Below are 19725 nucleotides of genomic sequence, written 5' to 3'. Positions count from 1 at the left end.
GAGTTCATGGCTGAAACGTTACAGCAGTGGTAAGGTCCGCCCGCCGCCGCGCCTGAGGTCGGGTTGCGGCCTTACCAAAGGCTCGGGATCGACTCCCGGCTGCCGTGACAGACAGGAGAACAAGAATGGCACTACCCCGCGTTGTGGTCTTTGGCGAAGCCCTCACCGACATCGTCCAGGGTAATCCTGGCGAATGGCGGGGTTATCCAGGCGGCGCCCCCTGGAACGTGGCGCGTGGCCTGGCCCGGCTGGGCGTGACAAGCGCCTTCGGTGGTGCCATCAGCCAGGACGGTCTGGGTGACGAGATCGCCTGGCAATCGGAAACCGCCGGTCTCGATACTCGCTTCCTGCAGCGCGTCGCCGCCGATCCGCTGGTGGCCATCGTGCCGTCCAGTCGTCCGCCGCGCTATTTCTTCGCTGGCGAAGCCGATCTCCAGTTCGATCCGGCGCTGCTGCCCGAAGGCTGGCTGGAGGCCGCCGAAGTCTGCCATTTCAGCTGCATCAGCCTGGCCCGCTATCCGCTGGCCGATACCCTGCTGAGCCTGGCCCGCCAGGCCAAGGCCGCCGGCAAGCGTCTGAGCTACGATCCCAACTGGCGCAACCTGATGGACGATCGCTATCGCCAGCAGACCTTTCCCGAACTGGTGCGCCTGGCCGACGACATCAAGCTGTCCGACGAAGACATCCGCCAGATCTATCCGGGCCTGGACGAGCGCGCCGCGCTGGACGAATTGCGCGCCCTCAATCCACAGGCCCGCATTCTCTTCACCCGTGGCGAGCACGGCCTGGTGCTCTATACCCCGGACGGCGAATGGCAGCAGCCCGCCATCGCCGTGGACGTCGTCGATACCGTGGGCGCCGGCGATGCCTCCATGGCCGGCTGGCTGGCCTCGGGCCTGCTGGGCCTGACCGACCTGCAGCAGCGCCTGAGATTCGCCGCGGCCAGTGCCTCGGTGTCCTGCCGCCATGCCGGCGCCTATGCGCCGACCCGTGCCGATGTCGAAGCCCTGCTGCAGGTGAGCCCTCACTAGACCGCTTTCCCACAACAACAATAGCCGCCAAGGAAACCCGATGGACTTCCCCGATTTTCGTCGTCGCGACACCCTGCTGGAACACGTCCGCCACACCCTGGCGTTCTACCATCCCCGCTGTGTCGATCCCCAAGGCGGCTTCTATCACTTCTTCAAGGACGACGGCACGGTCTACGACCGCCAGACCCGCCATCTGGTCTCCAGTACCCGCTTCGTCTTCGATTTCGCCATGGCCTACCGGCACTATGGCGATCCGGCCTACCTGGATGCGACCCGTCATGGCCTGAGGTACCTGCGCGAGCGGCATCGCCAGGCCAACGGCGGCTATGCCTGGTTGCTCGACGGCGACACCGTGGTGGATGGCACCAATCACTGCTATGGCCTGGCCTTCGTGGTGCTGGCCTATGCCCATGGCCTGCTCGCCGGGATCGAGGAAGCGCGTGGCTGGCTGAGCGAAGCCTGGGAATCCCTGGAGACCCATTTCTGGCGTGAAGCCGATGGCCTCTACGTTGACGAGATCAGCGCCGACTGGCAGACCGTGGCCCCGTATCGCGGCCAGAACGCCAACATGCACGCCTGCGAAGCCCTGCTGGCCTCCTTCGAAGCCAGCGGCGAGGTGCGCTACCTGGATCGCGCCGAGACCCTGGCGCGCAACATGACCCAGCGCCAGGCGGCCTTGACCCAAGGGCAGGGCGGGGTGGCCGACGAGGTCTCCGGTGGCCTGGTCTGGGAGCACTACCACAGCGACTGGTCCATCGACTGGGACTACAACCGCGACGATCCGGCCAACCTGTTCCGGCCCTGGGGTTTCCAGCCGGGGCACCAGATCGAATGGGCCAAGCTGCTGCTGATCCTCGAACGCCATCGCCCCCAGCCCTGGCTGCTTCCGCGCGCCCAGGCGCTGTTCGATATCTCCTGGCGTCTGAGCTGGGACGGCGAGCACGGCGGCCTCTATTACGGCTTCGCCCCGGACGGCTCACCCTGCGATCCGGACAAGTATTTCTGGGTGCAGGCCGAGGCCCTGGCCGCCGCGGCGCTGCTGGCCGAGCGCAGTGGCGAGGCCCGCTATTGGGAACACTATGAGGCGCTCTGGCGCTACAGCTGGACGCATTTCATCGATCACGAGCACGGCGCGTGGTGGCGCCTGCTCGACCGTCGGAACCACAAGTACTCCGACGACAAGAGTCCGGCCGGCAAGGTCGACTACCACACCATGGGTGCCTGTTACGAAGTCCTCAACGTCCTGCCGTAAGAGCCTGTTCAGAGTCTCGCGAGCTAGAGCCAAACCAGGCGAAAAGGGCTGAGGAAGCGGAGTTTACGAGTGGTAAATGAGCATTCCGACGGAGCTGGCCTTCCAGGCCCTTTTCAACGCCGTTTGGCCGACGCGCAGCAGACTTTGAATAGGTTCTAAGTATTAGAGACGCGGGTTTCGTGCCCTGGGTGTCATCACTTCAATAAAAAGGGATCTCAGTAATGAACAAGCAAAACCACAAGAATCGTCCGGGGCGCGCACTGCCCCTGGTATCGCTGCTGGCCCTGGCGGTCGCCGCGGGTGCCCAGGCGGCGCCCCAGGCCAATCCGGGTGGCAACTTCAGTGGCGTCAACAACACCGAGGCCGCCTTCGAGCCGCTGGGCAACACCATGACCGGTGACTGGGGTGGCGTGCGCAAGGACCTGCGCGACAAGGGCTGGGACATCAAGCTCGAATACGTGGGCGAGGGCGCGACCAACCTGCGTGGCGGCTACGACGACGATCGCACCGGGCGCTGGAGCTCGCAGTACATGTTTGGCCTGTGGGGCGACATGAACAAGATCGCCGGTTGGGAAAACTCGGTGTTCAAGCTGGCCATCACCTCCCGTGACGGCCGCAACCTCACCGACGACCGCATCACCGATCCGCGCGTCGGCGGCTACTCCTCGGTGCAGGAAGTCTATGGCCGTGGCCAGACCTGGCGTCTGACCCAGCTGTGGCTGTCCAAGGGCTTCTTCGACGGTCGCCTGGATATCAAGGCTGGTCGCTTCGGCGAAGGCGAGGACTTCAACTCCTTCGAGTGCGACTTCCAGAACCTGGCGTTCTGCGGTTCCCAGGTCGGTAACTGGGAAGGCATCTGGTACAACTGGCCGGTCAGTCAGTGGGCCCTGCGCGTCAAGTACAGCCTGACCCCCGAGTTGTTCGTCCAGGTCGGGGCCTACGAGCAGAATCCGTCGCTGCTGGAAACCGGCAACGGCTTCAAGCTCAACAGCAGCGGCACCAAGGGTGCGGTCCTGCCGGTGGAAATGGTCTGGTCGCCCAAGGTCAACGGCCTGCCGGGCGAATACCGCGTCGGCTACTACTACAGCACTGCCGATGCCAACGACGTCTACGAAGACGTCAATGGCAACTCCGCGGCCCTCACCGGGCTGGACTACAAGGAGCACTCCAGCAAGCACGGCTACTGGGTCGTGGCGCGCCAGCAGATCACCGCGCACAACGATGACCCGAGCCGTGGCCTGTCGGTGTTCGCCAACTTCACCGCCCACGCCAAGGACGTCAACAAGGTCAGCAGCTACGTCCAGGCCGGCCTGGTCTACAAGGGCCCCTTCGACGGTCGTCCCAAGGATGACATCGGCTTCGGCATCGCGCGCATCAGCACCAATAGCGACTTCCGCGACAATCAGCGCGCCCTCAACCAGGCCGCCGGTGCCACCGATTACAACGATCCGGCCTTCACGCCGCTGCAGCACAACGAGTACGACGCCGAGATCTACTACGGCGTGCACGTGACCAACTGGCTGACCGTGCGCCCCAACCTCCAGTACATCAAGAGCCCGGGTGGCGTGCGTGAAGTCGACAATGCCGTGGTCGGTGGCCTGAAGGTTCAAGCGGTTTTCTAAATCGCCCCCATAGTCCGCCATCCTGCCCGATGGCGCTGGACAGGGCCCTGCAGTGGTTATACTGCAGGGCCTTTTTCATTTCCGAGGTTGCCGTGGGTAAGGTCGAAAGTCCCTGCATCAGCCAGTGCAAGATCAAAGATGACGTCTGCCAGGGATGTGGCCGCAAACGCTCAGAGATCAAGGGATGGAAAGAGCTGAAGGACCGCGAGCGCAAGGAAGTCATCGACAAGTCGAAGAAGCGCCTGAAGAAACTCAAGAAGGGCTGATGCGTTCCTGACGGCACCGTAGGTTGGGTTGAGCGCAGCGAAGCCCAAGGTTGCCCAGGCTGACTCCGCGTTGTTGGGCTTCGACGATGAAGCCGTCTCAACCCATCCTACGGCGCTGATCGCGGCCATAGGCCGCTCCTACAGGTTAGCTCCGTACTTGTAGGAGCGGCCCATGGCCGCGATTGCCAATGCCGGAAACGCATGCCTAATCAACAGGTATACGCTGAACGCGTTACTTCCCTTCCACCTCATCCAGCAATCCCATGAACGCCTGGGCCGCATTCGAATGGGTGCGCTCCGTATGCAGGATGTACCCCAGGCGCCGCTCCAACTGAATTCCCGGCAGCGGCAGCCGGCGCACCTGGTCGTCCAGCAAGGTCCGCGGCAGCACGCTCCAGGCCAGGCCGATGGACACCAGCATCTTGATGGTCTCCAGGTAATTGGTGCTCATGGCGATATTGGGTATCAGTCCCTGGGCATCGAACAATCCATGCACGATCAGCCGGGTAAAGGTGTTGCCACCGGGAAACACCGCTGGATGCCGTGCCACGTCGGCCAGGGTGACCCGGTCCTGGTTGGCCAGCGCATGCTCGGGCGCCGCCACGAAATCCAGGGGATCGCGCCACACCGGCACCGCCTTGATCGGCGCCGCGGTCTGGGGCGCCAGGGTAATGATGGCCAGCTCCACCCGCCCATGCAGGATCTCGTCGTAGGCGGCTTCCGAATCGAGAAAGCGGATATCCAGCGCCACCTCGGGATATTCCCGGGTAAAGCGCCTGAGGATCGGCGGCAACCGGTGCAGGCCGATATGGTGACTGGTCGCCAGCGTCAGTCGGCCGCCGATGGCACCATTGAGATTGGTCAGGGCGCGCCGGGTGTCATCGATCACGCCGAGAATCTGATAGGCGCGGGGGAGCAGGGCACGTCCGGCCTCGGTCAGGCTGACCTCGCGCCCGATGCGATCGAACAGTCGCAGCCCCAGCTGCAGCTCCAGCGCCGCGATGCGCTTGCTCACCGCCGGCTGGGTCAGGTGCAGGCGCTCGCCGGCGTCGGAAAAGCCGCCGGTTTCGGCCACCGCGACGAAGGCATTCAGATTGGCGAGGTCCAAACGTCGAATTCCTGTTGGTTATGCGCTTCATGAAAAAGATGAATTTGTTTCATGCGAGCCTAGCGCGGTATCTTTGACCCCACAAGCACCAAGGGCATGCAAAGGCCCGTGCCGTTCCACGCCTGATGAGGAATCCACCCATGGCTGGCAAGACGCTCTACGACAAACTCTGGGATATGCATCTGGTCAAGCAGCGCGACGACGGTTCGGCGCTGCTCTACATCGACCGCCACATCATCCACGAAGTGACCTCGCCCCAGGCCTTCGAAGGTCTGCGTCTGGCCGGCCGCAAACCCTGGCGCCTCGACGCCAACCTCGCGACCCTCGACCACAACGTGCCCACCACCCCGGACCGCAAGGAAGGCCTCGACTCCATCAAGGACGAGACCTCGCGCATCCAGGTCCGCACCCTGGACGAGAACTGCGACGACTTCGGTATCACCCAGTTCAAGATGAACGACGTCCGCCAGGGCATCGTTCACGTCATCGGCCCGGAGCAGGGCGCCGTGCTGCCCGGCATGACCGTGGTCTGCGGTGACTCCCACACCTCCACCAACGGCGCCTTCGCCGCTCTGGCCCATGGCATCGGCACTTCCGAGGTCGAGCACGTGCTCGCCACCCAGTGCCTGGTGGCCAAGAAGATGAAGAACATGTTGGTGAAGGTGGAAGGCGACTTGCCCTTCGGCGTGACCGCCAAGGACATCGTTCTCGCCATCATCGGCAAGATCGGCACCGCCGGCGGTAACGGCCATGCCATCGAATTCGCCGGCAGCGCCATCCGCGCCCTGTCCATGGAAGGCCGCATGACCATCTGCAACATGTCCATCGAGGCCGGTGCCCGGGTGGGCATGGTGGCGGTGGACCAGACCACCATCGACTACGTCGAGGGTCGTCCCTTCGCGCCCACTGGCGCCGTCTGGGAGGCCGCCGTGGCCGAGTGGCGTGGCCTGGTATCCGATGCCGATGCCCACTTCGATACCGTGGTCGAGCTCGACGCCACCCAGCTCAAGCCGCAGGTCAGCTGGGGCACCTCGCCGGAGATGGTCCTGGCCGTCGACCAGCAGGTGCCGGACCCGGCTCGCGAAGCCGATCCGGTCAAGCGCGGCTCCATCGAGCGCGCCCTGAAGTACATGGGCCTCAAGGCCAACCAGCCGATCACCGACATCGTGCTCGATCGCGTCTTCATCGGCTCCTGCACCAATTCCCGCATCGAGGACCTGCGCGCCGCCGCCGCCGTGGCCAAGGGCCGCAAGGTCGCCGCGACCCTCAAGCAGGCACTGGTGGTGCCAGGCTCCGGTCTGGTCAAGGCCCAGGCCGAGCGCGAAGGCCTGGACAAGGTGTTCATCGAAGCCGGCTTCGAGTGGCGCGAGCCGGGCTGCTCCATGTGCCTGGCGATGAACGCCGACCGCCTGGAGAGTGGCGAGCACTGCGCGTCCACCTCCAACCGCAACTTCGAAGGCCGGCAAGGCGCCGGTGGCCGTACCCACCTGGTGAGCCCGGCCATGGCCGCCGCCGCTGCCATCGCCGGTCGTTTCGTCGACGTCCGCGACTTCGCCACCGCCTGAGGAGCCTGACCATGCAAGCCTTTACCCAGCACACCGGTTTGGTCGCACCCCTGGATCGCGCCAACGTCGATACTGACCAGATCATTCCCAAGCAATTCTTGAAGTCGATCAAGCGCACCGGCTTCGGCCCGAACCTGTTCGACGAGTGGCGCTACCTGGACGTCGGCCAGCCCGGCCAGGACAACAGCAAGCGCCCGCTCAACCCCGAGTTCGTGCTCAACCAGCCGCGCTATGCCGGCGCCAGCATCCTGCTGGCCCGGGAAAACTTCGGTTGCGGTTCCAGCCGCGAACACGCGCCCTGGGCGCTGGATGGCTACGGCTTCCGTTCGGTGATCGCGCCCAGCTTCGCTGACATCTTCTTCAACAACAGCTTCAAGAACGGCCTCTTGCCGATCATCCTCAGCGATGCCGACGTCGACGACCTGTTCCGTCAGGTCGAAGCCAGCGAGGGCTACCAGCTGGTGGTCGATCTCGAGAGCCAGACCGTGCGCCGTCCCGATGGCGTGGCGCTGTCCTTCGAGATCGATGCCTTTCGCAAGCACTGCCTGCTCAACGGCCTGGACGACATTGGCCTGACCCTGCAGGATGCCGACGCCATCGGGAGTTTCGAAGCCCGCTATCGCCAGAGCAGTCCCTGGATGTTCCCCAGCGCCTGAACCCAGTCGCCGGCCCTGAAGGTCGGCGCTCTTTCCGGAGGCTCCATGAGCGGTGACCACGAGCAACACGTACAGCAGCAATTCGGCGCCACCGCCGAGGCCTACCTGACCAGTACCGTCCATGCCCAGGGCGCCGAACTCGCCGAATTGCGTGACGCCGTGGCCCAGCGCGAAGGCGCCAAGGTGCTGGATCTCGGGTGCGGTGGCGGTCACGTCAGCTACAACGTGGCGCCTGTGGCCGGCCAGGTGGTCGCCCTGGATCTGGCCGAGGAAATGCTCTCGGTGGTCAAGCGCACCGCCGCCGAGCAGGGCCTGGACAACATCAGCGTCCAGCCCGGCATGGCCGAGCACCTGCCCTTCGGCGACGCCAGCTTCGACTTCGTCTTCAGCCGCTATTCGGCGCACCACTGGCGCGACATCGGCGCGGCCCTGCGCGAAGTGCGCCGGGTGCTGCGACACGGTGGCGAAATGGCCATCATCGACGTGGTCTCGCCGGCCAACCCGCGCCTGGACACCTACCTTCAGACGGTGGAGATCCTGCGCGACATCAGCCATGTGCGTAACTACTCCCTGGCCGAGTGGCACCGCCTGCTGGACATGGCGCGCCTCGGCGTGACCCGCTGCCGCCGCCAGCGCCTGCGCCTGGACTTCGCCAGCTGGACCGGGCGCATGCGTACGCCCGAGCCGCAGTGCCAGGCCATCCGCAGCCTGCAGAACAAGATCGGTCAGGAAGTCCGCCAGTATTTCGAAATCGACCGCGACGGCTCCTTCAGCGTCGACGTCATGGTTCTCTGGGCCCAGCCCATCTGATTTGGAACAGGAAAAGACAATGAGCAAGCAGATCCTCATCCTGCCGGGCGACGGCATCGGTCCGGAAATCATGGCCGAGGCGGTCAAGGTGCTGGAAGCGGTCAACCGCGACCATGACCTCGGCTTCGAGCTGGTCCATGACGACCTGGGTGGCGCCGCCATCGATCGCTACGGCGTGCCTCTGGCCGACGAGACCCTGGCGCTTGCCCGCGCCGCCGATGCCGTACTGCTGGGCGCCGTGGGTGGTCCCAAGTGGGACAAGCTCGAGCGCGACATCCGTCCCGAGCGCGGTCTGCTGAAGATCCGTTCCGCCCTGGGCCTGTTCGGCAACCTACGTCCGGCCATCCTCTATCCGCAACTGGCCGAGGCCTCGACCCTCAAGCCGGAAGTGGTTTCCGGCCTGGACATCCTCATCGTCCGCGAGCTGACCGGCGGCATCTATTTCGGCTCGCCGCGCGAGACCCGGGTGCTGGAGAGCGGCGAGCGCCAGGCCTTCGACACCCTGCCGTACAGCGAAGGCGAGATCCGCCGCATCGCCCGCGTCGGCTTCGACATGGCCCGTCTGCGCGGGAAAAAACTGTGCTCGGTGGACAAGGCGAACGTCCTCGAATCCAGCCGCCTGTGGCGCGAAGTGGTGGAGGAGGTGGCCAAGGACTATCCCGACGTCGAACTCAGCCACATGTACGTCGACAACGCCGCCATGCAGCTGGTCCGCGCACCCAAGCAGTTCGACGTCATCGTCACCGACAACATGTTCGGCGACATCCTCTCCGACGAAGCCTCGATGCTGACCGGCTCCATCGGCATGCTGCCCTCGGCGTCCCTGGATGCCCATAACAAGGGCATGTACGAACCCTGCCACGGCTCGGCGCCCGACATCGCGGGCCAGGGCGTCGCCAACCCGCTGGCCACCATCCTCTCGGTGGCCATGATGCTCAGATACACCTTCGGCGCCGCCGCGGCGGCCGAGGCCATCGAGGCGGCGGTGGGCCAGGTGCTGGATCAGGGCCTGCGGACCGGCGACATCTGGTCGGAAGGCAAGCAGCGGGTGGGTACCCGCGAGATGGGCGAAGCAGTAGTAGCGGCGCTCGTTAGGCGTTAATCTGATCGGCCGCCAGGGGAGGCGGCCGTCCTCCAAGACAACAAAGGTGCAGTAGCGATGAAACGTGTAGGTCTGATCGGTTGGCGTGGCATGGTGGGCTCCGTGCTCATGCAGCGCATGCTCGAAGAGCGGGATTTCGACTTGATCGAGCCCGTGTTCTTCACCACCTCCAACGTCGGCGGCGAAGGCCCGGCCATTGGCAAGGGCGTGGCGCCGCTCAAGGATGCCTACAGCATCGACGAGCTCAAGACCCTCGACGTTATCCTCACCTGCCAGGGCGGCGACTACACCAGCGAGGTGTTCCCCAAGCTGCGCCAGGCCGGCTGGAAAGGCTACTGGATCGACGCGGCCTCCAGCCTGCGCATGCAGGACGACGCCGTCATCGTGCTGGACCCGGTCAACCGCCGCGTCATCGACCAGGCCCTGGCCGATGGCCGCAAGGACTTCATCGGCGGCAACTGCACCGTCAGCCTGATGCTGATGGCCCTGGGCGGGCTGTTCGAAGCCGGTCTGGTGGACTGGATGAGCGCCATGACCTACCAGGCGGCCTCCGGCGCCGGTGCCCAGAACATGCGCGAACTGATCCGCCAGATGGGCGCCACCCACGCCGCCGTGGCCGACAGTCTGGCCGATCCGGCCAGCGCCATCCTCGACATCGACCGCCAGGTCGCCGAGACCCTGCGCAGCGAAGCCTTCCCCACCGAGCAGTTCGGCGTTCCCCTGGCCGGCAGCCTGATTCCCTGGATCGACAAGGAACTGCCCAACGGCCAGAGCCGCGAAGAGTGGAAGGCCCAGGCCGAGACCAACAAGATCCTCGGTCGCTTCAAGAATCCGATTCCCGTGGACGGCATCTGCGTGCGCATCGGCGCCATGCGCTGCCACAGCCAGGCGCTGACCATCAAGCTCAACAAGGACGTGCCGCTGTCCGACATCCACGGTCTGATCAGCCAGCACAACCCCTGGGTCAAGCTGGTGCCGAACAACCGCGACGTCAGCATGCGCGACCTGACTCCGGCTGCCGTCACCGGCACCCTGAGCGTGCCGGTCGGCCGCCTGCGCAAGCTGAACATGGGTTCCCAGTACCTGGGTGCCTTCACCGTTGGCGACCAGCTGCTGTGGGGTGCCGCGGAGCCGCTGCGGCGCATGCTGCGGATCCTGCTCGAGCAGTGAGCTGACGGTTAAACGTTTGCTTAGGGAGGAGGGCCGCCAGTAAAGTGCGGCCCTCTTTCGTTGCGGACCGTCCCCATCATGACTGCCAGAGATATCGCCCTCATCGGCGCCACCAGTGCCCATGGCGAAGCCATTCGTGAACTCCTCGACGAGCGCGACGTGCCCCTCGGCCGGCTGCACCTGCTCGCCAGTGGTGAGTCGGCAGGTCAGAATCTGCCGTTCCGAGGCAGCAACCTGCGCGTCACCGGCGTTGACGGCTTCGATTTCGCCCAGGTCGGCATCGTCATCCTCGCCGTACCGGCCACCGTGGTGGAAGGTCTCAGGCCGCAACTCACCGCCGCCGGTTGCGCCGTGCTGGATCTCAGTGGCGCCTCTGCCGCGCGCTCCGTACTGCCCCGGATCAACGGCGAGCGTCTGGACAATCTCTCTGCCGCCGCCTGGCTCGGGGTGCCCCTGGCAGCTACCCAGGCGGCCGCCAGCGTGGCAGCGGTGCTCGCTCGCCTCAATACCCTCGGCGACGCTTCCTTGACCGCCTGCCTGGCGGCGTCCGGCGCTGGCCGTGGCGGCGTCGAGGAATTGGCGCGTCAGGCCACCGAACTGCTCAATGGCCGGCCGGTCGAGGCACGGCTGTTCGAGGGCCAGCTGGCCTTCAATCTGCTCGGTCGCACCGGTGCGCCGGCCGCGGATGGCTATACTGCCCAGGAACATCGCCTGCTGGACGAATGTGAGCAGGTGCTGGGCGAGACCTTGCCGGTACTGGATGTCACCGCGCTGCAGGCGCCGGTGTTCTTTGGCGACAGCCTGGCGCTGAGCCTGAGGGCCCAGGCGCCCTGGCAATTGGAGCAGGTGCTGGAGGCCCTGGGGGACGAGCCGGGCCTGGCGCTCGACGAAGAGCTCGATTGTCCGTCCGCGGTAGGCGATGCCTTGGGGCGGGAAGAGGTGTTGGTAGGGCGCGTCCGATTGCATCCACGGGATGCTCGACGACTGGAGTGTTGGCTGGTGGCGGACAACGTCAGATTATCGGCGCTCACAGCCGTTCAACTGGCCGAATTGTTGCTTAAACAGTCGGCCTAAAAGATACTTCGTGAAATGCTTCGCCCTTTTGGCTTGAGCAAAGGGGCGGTGGACATGGCACGCAGCGATGGACACAGGCGCCCGCACGGTGGCGCGATCGACAGCTTCTAAAAAGGGACGGTCATGGTTCGAGTTCAGAAACTGGTGCGGGCAATTGCAGCGGCGAGCGCCTTGATGTCTGGCGCGGCCCAGGCCCTCAGCCTGGGGGAAATCCACCTCAATTCCGCCCTCAATCAGCCCTTCGATGCCACCATCGATCTGTCGGACCTGCGCGACCTTGGCGCCGCCGAATTGCGACCCAATCTGGCCTCCGCCGAGGATTTCGGCAAGGCTGGGGTGGACCGCGCCTTCTTCCTCAACGATCTCAAGTTCACGCCGGAGGTGCGCAACGGGCGCACCGTCATCCGCGTGACCTCGGCGCGCCCAGTGCGCGAGCCCTATCTCAACTTCCTGCTCGAAGTGAACTGGCCGAGTGGCCGGATCCTGCGCGAGTACACGGTGCTGCTGGATCCGCCGCTCTATACCCCCCAGGCCGCGGCAGCGCCGTTCGCACCTCAGGTCCCAGCCGCACCGCGGGCGCGCACCACCTCGCCGAGTGCGCCGCGTCCGGCCACGCCCCCTGCCGCGCCGGCGCCGAGCGCGACCCAGGCGCCTGGCACCTACACCACCGAGCGGCGCGATACCCTCTGGGAAGTGGCGGCGCGCAATCGCCCGGCGTCCAGCGTCACCGTCGATCAGACCATGCTGGCGATCCAGGACCTGAATCCCGACGCCTTCATCGATCGCAACATCAACCTGATGAAAAGCGGTCAGGTGCTGCGCCTGCCCGATCAGGCTCAGGCCGGCGCGCGGCCCCAGCGTGAGGCGGTGGCCGAGATCGCCCGCCAGACCCGCGCCTGGAAGCAGGGTGGCGACAGCGCCTCCGCGGGGACGCCACGCCGGCAGGTAGATGCATCGGCCCAGCCGAGTGGCAACGAGACGTCGACACCCGCCGCGCCCAAGGACAACCTCAAGCTGCTCTCCGGTCAGCCCTCCGGTCGCGCCGGCGAGTCCGCCGGTGGCAAGGGCGGTGACCAGGCCCTGGCCGATCGCCTGGCGGTGACCCAGGAGAGCCTGGACACCACCCGCCGCGAGAACGAAGAACTCAAGAGCCGCCTCGGCGATCTGCAGTCGCAGCTCGACAAGCTGCAGAAGATCATGCAGCTCAAGGACGCCCAACTGGCGCGGATGCAGGCCAACATGGCCAATCCCCAGGCCGCGGGCCAGCCGGCCCAGCCGCCGGCATCGCCTGAAGCCGCGGCTCCGGTCACGCCCGCGGCCGCCGAGAACACCGCCACGCCGGCGCCTCAGGAGCCGGCGGCGGCGACCCCGGTCACTCCAGCCGAGGGCACCCCCGCACCGACCACCACGCCGCCCGCCAGCGAGGCAGGTACCGGCGCGGCACCGCCCGCTGCCAGCGAGCCCAAGGTCATTCCGGTCACGCCAAGCACCCCGGCGACCGAACCGACCGAGGCGACCAACAGCTTCCTCGACGAGATCCTCAGCAACCCGCTGTGGCTCGGCATCATCGGCGGCAGCGCCTTGCTGGCGCTGCTGGTCCTGCTGATGATCAACTCGCGTCGCAATGCGGTGAAGGAAGCCGAGCGTGAGCGTGACGCCGAAGCCGCGCGCAACGATACGGTGTTCGAGGCGGATCCCGAACTTGGCGACCACCACGCACTCGCCGGCCTGGAACTGGGGCAGGGTACCCAGGACGGCGCGCAGGACGCCGACGCCCAGGACGACGCCCTGGGTCAGGCCGACATCTACATGGCCTATGGTCGCTTCAGTCAGGCGGCCGAGGTGCTCAAGAAGGCCAGCGACCAGGAGCCCCATCGCGCCGATCTGCGCCTCAAGCTCATGGAAGTCTATGCCGAGATGGGTGACAAGGATGGCTTCCAGCGCGAGGAGCGCGAACTCAAGGAGATCGGCGGCGCTCAGCCAGCAGTCGAGCACCTGAAGTCGCGCTATCCGGCAATGGCCACCGTGGCGGTGGCCTCGGCTGCAGTCGGGGCGGCTGCCCTGGCCGCCGCCCACGAACTGAGCGAGGAGCAGACCCGCAATCAGGGTTTCTCGGCCACCGAGGACAGCCAGGACTTCGATCTGTCCCTGGATGACTTCGGCAGCGAGGACACCCAGTCGAATCAGCCGGCTGGTCCGGCCGAGGAGCCGCTGTTTGGCGAAGCCTTCGCCGATGCTCAGGCCAAGGCCGCCGACTCCCGCGACGATTTCGACTTCGATCTCAATTTCGATGCCGAACCCACGGCTACCTCGGCGACCACTCCGGCCGCCAAGGACGACGACTTCGCCCTGGACTTCAGCGAATTCGAGCGGCAGGGCGATCCGGCACAGGACGAGCCGCTCGCGGGTACCAACGCGGGTTCGGCCTTCGACGAGCCGCTGGATGCGCCCGCTACGCAGACCGCCGACGCCGAGCTGCCAGCAAGTTTCGACCTGTCCGATTTCGACGACGAGCAGCCGGCGCCCAAGCGCGAAAGCGACGAAGAGTTCGCCGCCCGCCTGCAGGAGGCCTCGCGCCAGTTCGATGCCGAGACCACCAGCGGCACAGGCGGTGGCGACGGTCTGGACGACTTCGACTTCCTCTCCGGTGAAGACGAGACCGCCACCAAGCTGGACCTGGCGCGCGCCTACATCGACATGGGCGATCCCGAGGGTGCCCGCGACATCCTCGATGAGGTGCTGGCCGAGGGCAATGCCGGACAACAGCAGGAAGCGCGGGAGATCATCGCCCAGCTCAGCTGACCGCGGCCGGGCTTGGCAGAGGAGGGGAGGCGCTATAAGCTGCCTCCCCTTTTTTTCGCCTGGCCGTCGCCTTGGATTTTCTAGACCCCACCATCATCGTTCCGCCCCAGCGCATTGCGCTCGGCGTGGAGTACAAGGGCGCGCGCTATCGCGGTTGGCAGCGCCAGCAGCCGGGCGTGCGCTCCGTTCAGGAGACCCTGGAAGACGCCTTGTCCGAGGTCGCCGCGGCGCCCATCGCGCTGCACTGCGCCGGGCGTACCGACTGTGGGGTACACGCCACTGGCCAGGTGGTGCATTTCGAGTCCCCCGTCGCGCGGCCGCTCAAGGCCTGGGTGATGGGCACCAACGCCAATCTGCCGTCCGACATCAGCGTCACCTGGGTCAAGCCGGTCAGCAACGAGTTCCACGCCCGATTCAGCGCCATGGCACGGCGTTATCGCTACGTGATCTACAACGACCCGATCCGGCCCGCCCACCTCGCCGAGGAGGTCACCTGGAATCATCGTCCGCTGCGCATCGAGCCCATGCGCGAGGCGGCCCAGGTGCTGCTCGGTACTCATGACTTCACCTCCTTTCGGGCCAAGGCCTGCCAGGCCAAGTCGGCGATCAAGACCATCCACCACCTGCGTCTCTGGCAGAGCGGGCGGCTGATCGTCCTCGACATCCGCGCCAATGCCTTCCTGCACCACATGGTGCGCAACATCGCCGGAGTGCTGATGGCGGTGGGCTGTGGCGAGCGGCCGGTGGAGTGGGTGAGCGAGGTTCTGGCGGCGCGGGAGCGACGGCTGGGTGGCGTCACCGCCCATCCCTATGGCCTCTACCTGGTGGACGCCGAATATCCCGAAAGCACGCCCGTGCCCAAGCGGCCGCTGGGGCCGCTGTTCCTGGGGCATATCCCCGAGCTGGATGACCCCCAAGGCTGACGCTGCGCGGGTGGTCTGCTAACATCCATCGATTTGGAACGAGGTCATTCCGGTTTGGCTAACGTTCGAGTGAAGATCTGCGGGATCACCCGGGTCGAGGATGCGCTGGCCGCCGCGGCTGCCGGCGCCGATGCCATCGGCCTGGTGTTCTATGCGCGCAGCCCGCGCGCGGTGAGCGCTGCCCAGGCGCGTCAGATCGTGGCGGCGCTGCCGCCCTTCGTGACCACTGTCGGGCTCTTCGTCGATGCCTCGCCCTGCGAGATCGAGGAGACGCTGGATGCCGTGCCCCTGGATCTCCTGCAATTCCACGGCGACGAGACGCCGGCGCAATGCGCCCGTTACCGCCGTCCCTATATCAAGGCTCTGCGCATGCGCGAGGACATCGACCTCGTCGCCATCGCCGGTGACTACGCCGGCGCCCGCGGCTTGCTGCTCGACACCTATGTCGCCGGCGTGCCTGGGGGGACCGGTCAGGCCTTCGACTGGACGCGGGTACCGCAGGAACCCTCGCTGCCGCTGATCGTGGCGGGCGGGCTGGACGCGGACAACGTCGCCACGGCCATCGCCGCGTCTCGGCCCTATGGCGTGGACGTGAGCGGCGGCGTAGAGCAGGCCAAGGGCATCAAGGATGCCGCCGAGATCGCGCGTTTCGTGGCGGCCGTGCGAGGTGCCCCGGTCGCCTGATGTGACCCTCGTCAGGTGGTCGCCGTCCACACCTGCGACATATTCAAGCGGATCCGCCCCTGGTGGGTCTGCCGTCCGGCCCCCAGGGAGCCGGCATGCGACAACAGGGTAGCGGCCCGGGATACAGCGGGCGCTGCCGAACCTATTACAGATGCTCAAGGAAGGCGTGGCCCAGGCCGCGCTGGGAGCCCATGCAAGTGGAGAGAGATGCATGAGCAATTGGCTGGTCGACAAACTGATTCCTTCCATCATGCGGTCCGAGGTGAAGCGCAGTTCGGTGCCGGAAGGTCTTTGGCACAAGTGTCCGGCCTGCGAAGCGGTCCTCTACCGTCCGGAGCTGGAAAAGAACCTGGACGTGTGCCTGAAGTGCGGTCACCACATGCGTATCAACGCGCGTCGCCGCCTGGACATCTTCCTCGACGCCGAAGGTCGTGAAGAGCTGGGCACCGAGCTGGAGCCGGTGGACCGGCTGAAATTCCGGGACAGCAAGAAGTACAAGGATCGCTTCACTGCAGCACAGAAGGAAACCGGCGAGAAAGACGCCCTGATCTCCATGCGTGGCACCCTCAAGGGCATGCCGGTGGCGGTCTGCGCCTTCGAATTCTCCTTCATGGGCGGCTCCATGGGCGCCGTGGTCGGCGAGCGCTTCGTGCGCGCGGCCAACGTGGCCCTGGAACAGCGCTGCCCGCTGATCTGCTTCTCCGCCTCCGGTGGTGCGCGGATGCAGGAAGCCCTGATCTCCCTGATGCAGATGGCCAAGACCTCCGCGGTGCTGGCGCGCCTGCGCGAAGAGGGCATCCCCTTCATCTCGGTGCTGACCGATCCGGTTTACGGTGGCGTCTCCGCCAGTCTGGCGATGCTGGGTGACGTCATCGTCGCCGAGCCCAAGGCGCTGATCGGCTTCGCCGGCCCGCGCGTGATCGAGCAGACCGTGCGTGAAAAGCTGCCGGAAGGCTTCCAGCGCAGCGAATTCCTGCTGGAGCATGGCGCCGTCGACCTCATCGTGTCGCGCAAGGAATTGCGTGATCGCCTGGCGCGTCTGCTGGCGACCTTCCAGCACCAGCCGGTTCCGGCGGCCTGATGGCTGCGCGCAGCCTCGCGCAGTGGCTGGCCTATCTCGAGCAGCTGCATCCGTCAGCGATCGACATGGGCCTGGACCGGGTGCGCGAGGTCGCGCAGCGGCTGGGCCTGACCCGGCCGGCCCCGCGGGTGGTGACCGTGACCGGCACCAACGGCAAGGGCTCTACCTGTGCCTTTCTCGCCAGCCTGCTGCGCGCCAGCGGGCAGCGGGTGGGCGTCTATGCCTCGCCGCATCTGGTGCGCTACAACGAGCGCGTCGACGTGGACGGCACCCTCGCCAGCGATAGCGAGCTCTGCACCGCCTTCGCCGCGGTGGAAGCCGCGCGGGGCGAGATCAGCCTGACCTATTTCGAAGTGGGTACCCTGGCCGCCTTCTGGCTGTTCGAGCGTGCCCGGCTGGACGTCGCTGTTCTCGAAGTCGGTCTGGGCGGGCGCCTGGATGCGGTCAACCTGATCGACGCCGATCTGGCGTTGGTTACCAGCATCGGCCTGGATCACGCCGAATGGCTGGGCGATACCCGCGACAGCGTCGCCGTGGAAAAGGCCGGGATCTTCCGCGCTGGCAAGCCGGCCCTCTGTGGCGATCTGCAGCCGCCCGCGCCGCTGGCCGCGGCCGCCGAACGCCTGGGTGCCCCCTTGCTGCTGCGCGGGGAAGCCTTCGATCTGCAGATCGAGAGCGCCAGCTGGTTCTGGCGCGGGCGCGATGCCCAGGGCAATGACCTGGCGCTGCCGGGCCTGCCGCTGCTGGATCTGCCCATGGAAAATGCCGCTCTGGCCCTGCAGGCCTACGCCTTGCTCGACCAGCCCTGGCTGCCGGAGCGGATCGCGGTGGCCCTCCAGGCCACGCGCATGACCGGTCGGCTCGATCGTCGCCAGGTCGAGCGGGCAGGGGAAACCCTCAATGTCCTGCTGGACGTGGCCCACAATCCCCACGCCGCCGAGTACCTGGCCCGGCGCCTGGCGATGAAGCCGGTCGCCGGCGTGCGGCGTGCGGTGTTCGGCGTCCTGGCCGACAAGGACCTGGATGGCATCCTGGCGCCCCTGGCAGCGCTGTTCGCCGACTGGGCGGTGGCGAGTCTGCCGACCCCGCGCAGTCGCGACGGCGCCGAGGTTGCCGTCATCCTGAGGGCGCAGGGTGCCCGGGCCGAGGCCCATGCTTCGCTGCTGGCGGCCTTCGAAGCCCAGCTGGCGGCCAGTTCGGCAGCCGACGAGGTGGTGGTGTTCGGCTCCTTCTACAGCGTCGCCGAAGTCCTCGCGCAGCTCTCTTCCCTATCCGAATCCGCGGAGGCATAACCCATGCTCAAGCAAAGAGTCATAGGCGCGCTGGTACTGCTGGCGCTGATCATCATCTTCGTACCCATGCTCTTCAATCGCCAGGACGACGCCCGCAAGGTAGCGGTCGAAGCGCCGCCCCAGCCGACCGCGCCCACCGTGCCCAGTACCGAGGTTCAGCCGGTGCAGACGCCCGAGGCGCCGCCGGTGGTGGTGGTGCCGGACGAGCCGGCCAAGCCGCTCGGCAAGCCGCAGACGCCCATCGCCGGTACCTCCGGTCAGGCGCCGGCGCAGAATGCCCCGGTGACGGCGCCGCCGCCCCAGCCTGCCGCGCCGGTCGCCAAGGCGCCTGCAACCCCTGCGCCCGTGGCCAGTGCTCCCGTGGCACCGACGGCTACCCCGGCGCCGGCGGCCAAGCCGGACTCGCGCCTGGGCGCGGCCAACCTGCCCAACAGCTGGTCGGTGCAGCTCGCCAGTCTGTCGTCCCGGCCCAGCGCCGATGCCCTGCAGGCCAAGCTGCGCAGTCAGGGCTACAACGCCTACGTGCGGACCGCCGATGGCATGAATCGCGTCTTCGTCGGACCGGTGATAGAGCGCAGCGAGGCGGATCGCCTGCGCGATCAGCTCAACAAGCAGAATGGCGTCAAGGGTTTCGTCGTACGCTTTCAGCCGGAGCGCGGTTAACCCGGTCACAAGGCTCTGCTAGAATGCAGGGCCTTTTTGTAAGTGGACCTTGCCGTGGGCTTCACCTGGGTGGACTGGGCGATCGTCGCCGTCGTCATCGTTTCCTGCCTGATCAGTCTCAGGCGCGGCTTCGTCAAGGAAGCGTTGTCATTGGCCACCTGGATCGTGGCCGGTGGCGTGGCCTGGGTCTTCGGCGGGGCGCTGTCCAACTACCTGGTCGACTATATTCAGGTGCCTTCCGGGCGGGTGATCGCCGCCTGTGTCATTCTCTTCGTGCTGACGCTGCTGGTCGGTGCCCTGGTGAGCTTCTTGCTTGGCGAATTGATCCGCGTCACCGGATTGTCGGGCACCGATCGCTTTCTCGGCATGGCCTTTGGCGCCGCCCGCGGTGCGCTGTTGATCACCGTGGCCGTGGGCCTGTTGAGCCTGGGGCCGGTCCAGCAGGATGGCTGGTGGCAACAGTCGGTGCTGGTTCCACATTTTCTTTTAGTGGCCGATTGGTCGAAGAATCTGCTGTTGGGCTTTGCCGGCCAATGGCTGGGCGCGACGCCCATGCCCAGTCTGCAACTGCTGCCGCAGCTGGGGCCCAAGGCTCCTTGAACGCTTTTCCAGGCCTCGCACTGC

The 19725-nt window shown here is 66.3% G+C and carries 18 protein-coding genes; 17 read left to right on the top strand and 1 reads right to left on the bottom strand.

What is annotated here, in order from left to right:
* Positions 1 to 125: 125 nt before the first annotated feature.
* From FEZ61_RS06130 to FEZ61_RS06115, 4 genes are all read left to right on the top strand, one after another.
* Positions 126 to 1031: a carbohydrate kinase gene (locus tag FEZ61_RS06130; protein WP_173147777.1), complete on the top strand. Its 906-nt coding sequence runs from the start codon at positions 126 to 128 to the stop codon at positions 1029 to 1031.
* Positions 1032 to 1071: 40 nt separating this feature from the next.
* The gene (locus tag FEZ61_RS06125) at positions 1072 to 2283 is read left to right on the top strand and encodes an AGE family epimerase/isomerase (protein ID WP_173147775.1); all 1212 of its coding nucleotides are present in this window, start codon (positions 1072 to 1074) and stop codon (positions 2281 to 2283) included.
* A 221-nt stretch (positions 2284 to 2504) separates the two neighbouring features.
* Positions 2505 to 3905 carry a carbohydrate porin gene (locus tag FEZ61_RS06120; protein WP_173147773.1) on the top strand — a complete coding sequence of 467 codons (1401 nt, stop codon included), beginning with the start codon at positions 2505 to 2507 and terminating at the stop codon, positions 3903 to 3905.
* Between the two features lie 92 nt (positions 3906 to 3997).
* On the top strand, positions 3998 to 4171 hold the full coding sequence (locus FEZ61_RS06115; RefSeq protein WP_082900493.1) for a DUF1289 domain-containing protein: 174 nt from the start codon (positions 3998 to 4000) through the stop codon (positions 4169 to 4171).
* Between the two features lie 232 nt (positions 4172 to 4403).
* On the opposite strand, the gene FEZ61_RS06110 is transcribed toward FEZ61_RS06115, so the two are convergent.
* Positions 4404 to 5279 (bottom strand): LysR family transcriptional regulator, encoded by an 876-nt coding sequence (locus FEZ61_RS06110; protein ID WP_173147771.1) that lies wholly within the window; start codon positions 5277 to 5279, stop codon positions 4404 to 4406.
* 140 nt (positions 5280 to 5419) lie between these two features.
* On the opposite strand from FEZ61_RS06110, the gene leuC reads away from it, so the two are divergent.
* The 13 genes from leuC (at position 5420) to FEZ61_RS06045 (ending at position 19701) form a co-directional block, all read left to right on the top strand.
* Positions 5420 to 6844, top strand: coding sequence for a 3-isopropylmalate dehydratase large subunit (leuC, locus tag FEZ61_RS06105; RefSeq protein WP_017641300.1), 1425 nt, complete (start codon positions 5420 to 5422; stop codon positions 6842 to 6844).
* 11 nt (positions 6845 to 6855) lie between these two features.
* A complete protein-coding gene (leuD, locus tag FEZ61_RS06100; RefSeq protein WP_173147769.1) occupies positions 6856 to 7500 on the top strand; it encodes a 3-isopropylmalate dehydratase small subunit in 645 nt (214 codons plus the stop codon).
* A 45-nt stretch (positions 7501 to 7545) separates the two neighbouring features.
* The gene (locus FEZ61_RS06095; RefSeq protein ID WP_017641298.1) at positions 7546 to 8310 is read left to right on the top strand and encodes a class I SAM-dependent methyltransferase; all 765 of its coding nucleotides are present in this window, start codon (positions 7546 to 7548) and stop codon (positions 8308 to 8310) included.
* 19 nt (positions 8311 to 8329) lie between these two features.
* Positions 8330 to 9412 carry a 3-isopropylmalate dehydrogenase gene (gene leuB / locus FEZ61_RS06090; protein WP_173147767.1) on the top strand — a complete coding sequence of 361 codons (1083 nt, stop codon included), beginning with the start codon at positions 8330 to 8332 and terminating at the stop codon, positions 9410 to 9412.
* A 57-nt stretch (positions 9413 to 9469) separates the two neighbouring features.
* Positions 9470 to 10582, top strand: coding sequence for an aspartate-semialdehyde dehydrogenase (asd, locus tag FEZ61_RS06085; RefSeq protein WP_007158663.1), 1113 nt, complete (start codon positions 9470 to 9472; stop codon positions 10580 to 10582).
* Positions 10583 to 10660: 78 nt separating this feature from the next.
* Entirely contained in the window at positions 10661 to 11656 is a 996-nt protein-coding gene (locus FEZ61_RS06080) for an aspartate-semialdehyde dehydrogenase (RefSeq protein WP_173147765.1), read from the top strand.
* 123 nt (positions 11657 to 11779) lie between these two features.
* Positions 11780 to 14458, top strand: a complete 2679-nt coding sequence (locus FEZ61_RS06075) for a FimV/HubP family polar landmark protein (RefSeq protein WP_173147763.1) — start codon at positions 11780 to 11782, stop codon at positions 14456 to 14458.
* 71 nt (positions 14459 to 14529) lie between these two features.
* On the top strand, positions 14530 to 15381 hold the full coding sequence (gene truA / locus FEZ61_RS06070) for a tRNA pseudouridine(38-40) synthase TruA (protein WP_017641294.1): 852 nt from the start codon (positions 14530 to 14532) through the stop codon (positions 15379 to 15381).
* 54 nt (positions 15382 to 15435) lie between these two features.
* Positions 15436 to 16065, top strand: a complete 630-nt coding sequence (locus tag FEZ61_RS06065; RefSeq protein WP_173147761.1) for a phosphoribosylanthranilate isomerase — start codon at positions 15436 to 15438, stop codon at positions 16063 to 16065.
* 211 nt (positions 16066 to 16276) lie between these two features.
* Positions 16277 to 17146: an acetyl-CoA carboxylase, carboxyltransferase subunit beta gene (gene accD / locus FEZ61_RS06060; protein WP_017641292.1), complete on the top strand. Its 870-nt coding sequence runs from the start codon at positions 16277 to 16279 to the stop codon at positions 17144 to 17146.
* On the top strand, positions 17146 to 18438 hold the full coding sequence (gene folC, locus FEZ61_RS06055; RefSeq protein ID WP_173147759.1) for a bifunctional tetrahydrofolate synthase/dihydrofolate synthase: 1293 nt from the start codon (positions 17146 to 17148) through the stop codon (positions 18436 to 18438). Before accD ends, folC begins: the two co-directional genes overlap by 1 nt.
* 3 nt (positions 18439 to 18441) lie before the next feature.
* Positions 18442 to 19101 (top strand): SPOR domain-containing protein, encoded by a 660-nt coding sequence (locus tag FEZ61_RS06050; protein ID WP_160922661.1) that lies wholly within the window; start codon positions 18442 to 18444, stop codon positions 19099 to 19101.
* Positions 19102 to 19155: 54 nt separating this feature from the next.
* Positions 19156 to 19701, top strand: coding sequence for a CvpA family protein (locus tag FEZ61_RS06045; protein WP_017641289.1), 546 nt, complete (start codon positions 19156 to 19158; stop codon positions 19699 to 19701).
* Positions 19702 to 19725 lie beyond the last annotated feature (24 nt).

The organism is Pseudomonas sp. MS15a(2019) (assembly GCF_013277805.1).
GTDB classification, from domain to species: Bacteria; Pseudomonadota; Gammaproteobacteria; order Pseudomonadales; family Pseudomonadaceae; genus Chryseomonas; species Chryseomonas benzopyrenica.
This window is presented reverse-complemented; position numbering and strand designations above follow the sequence as displayed.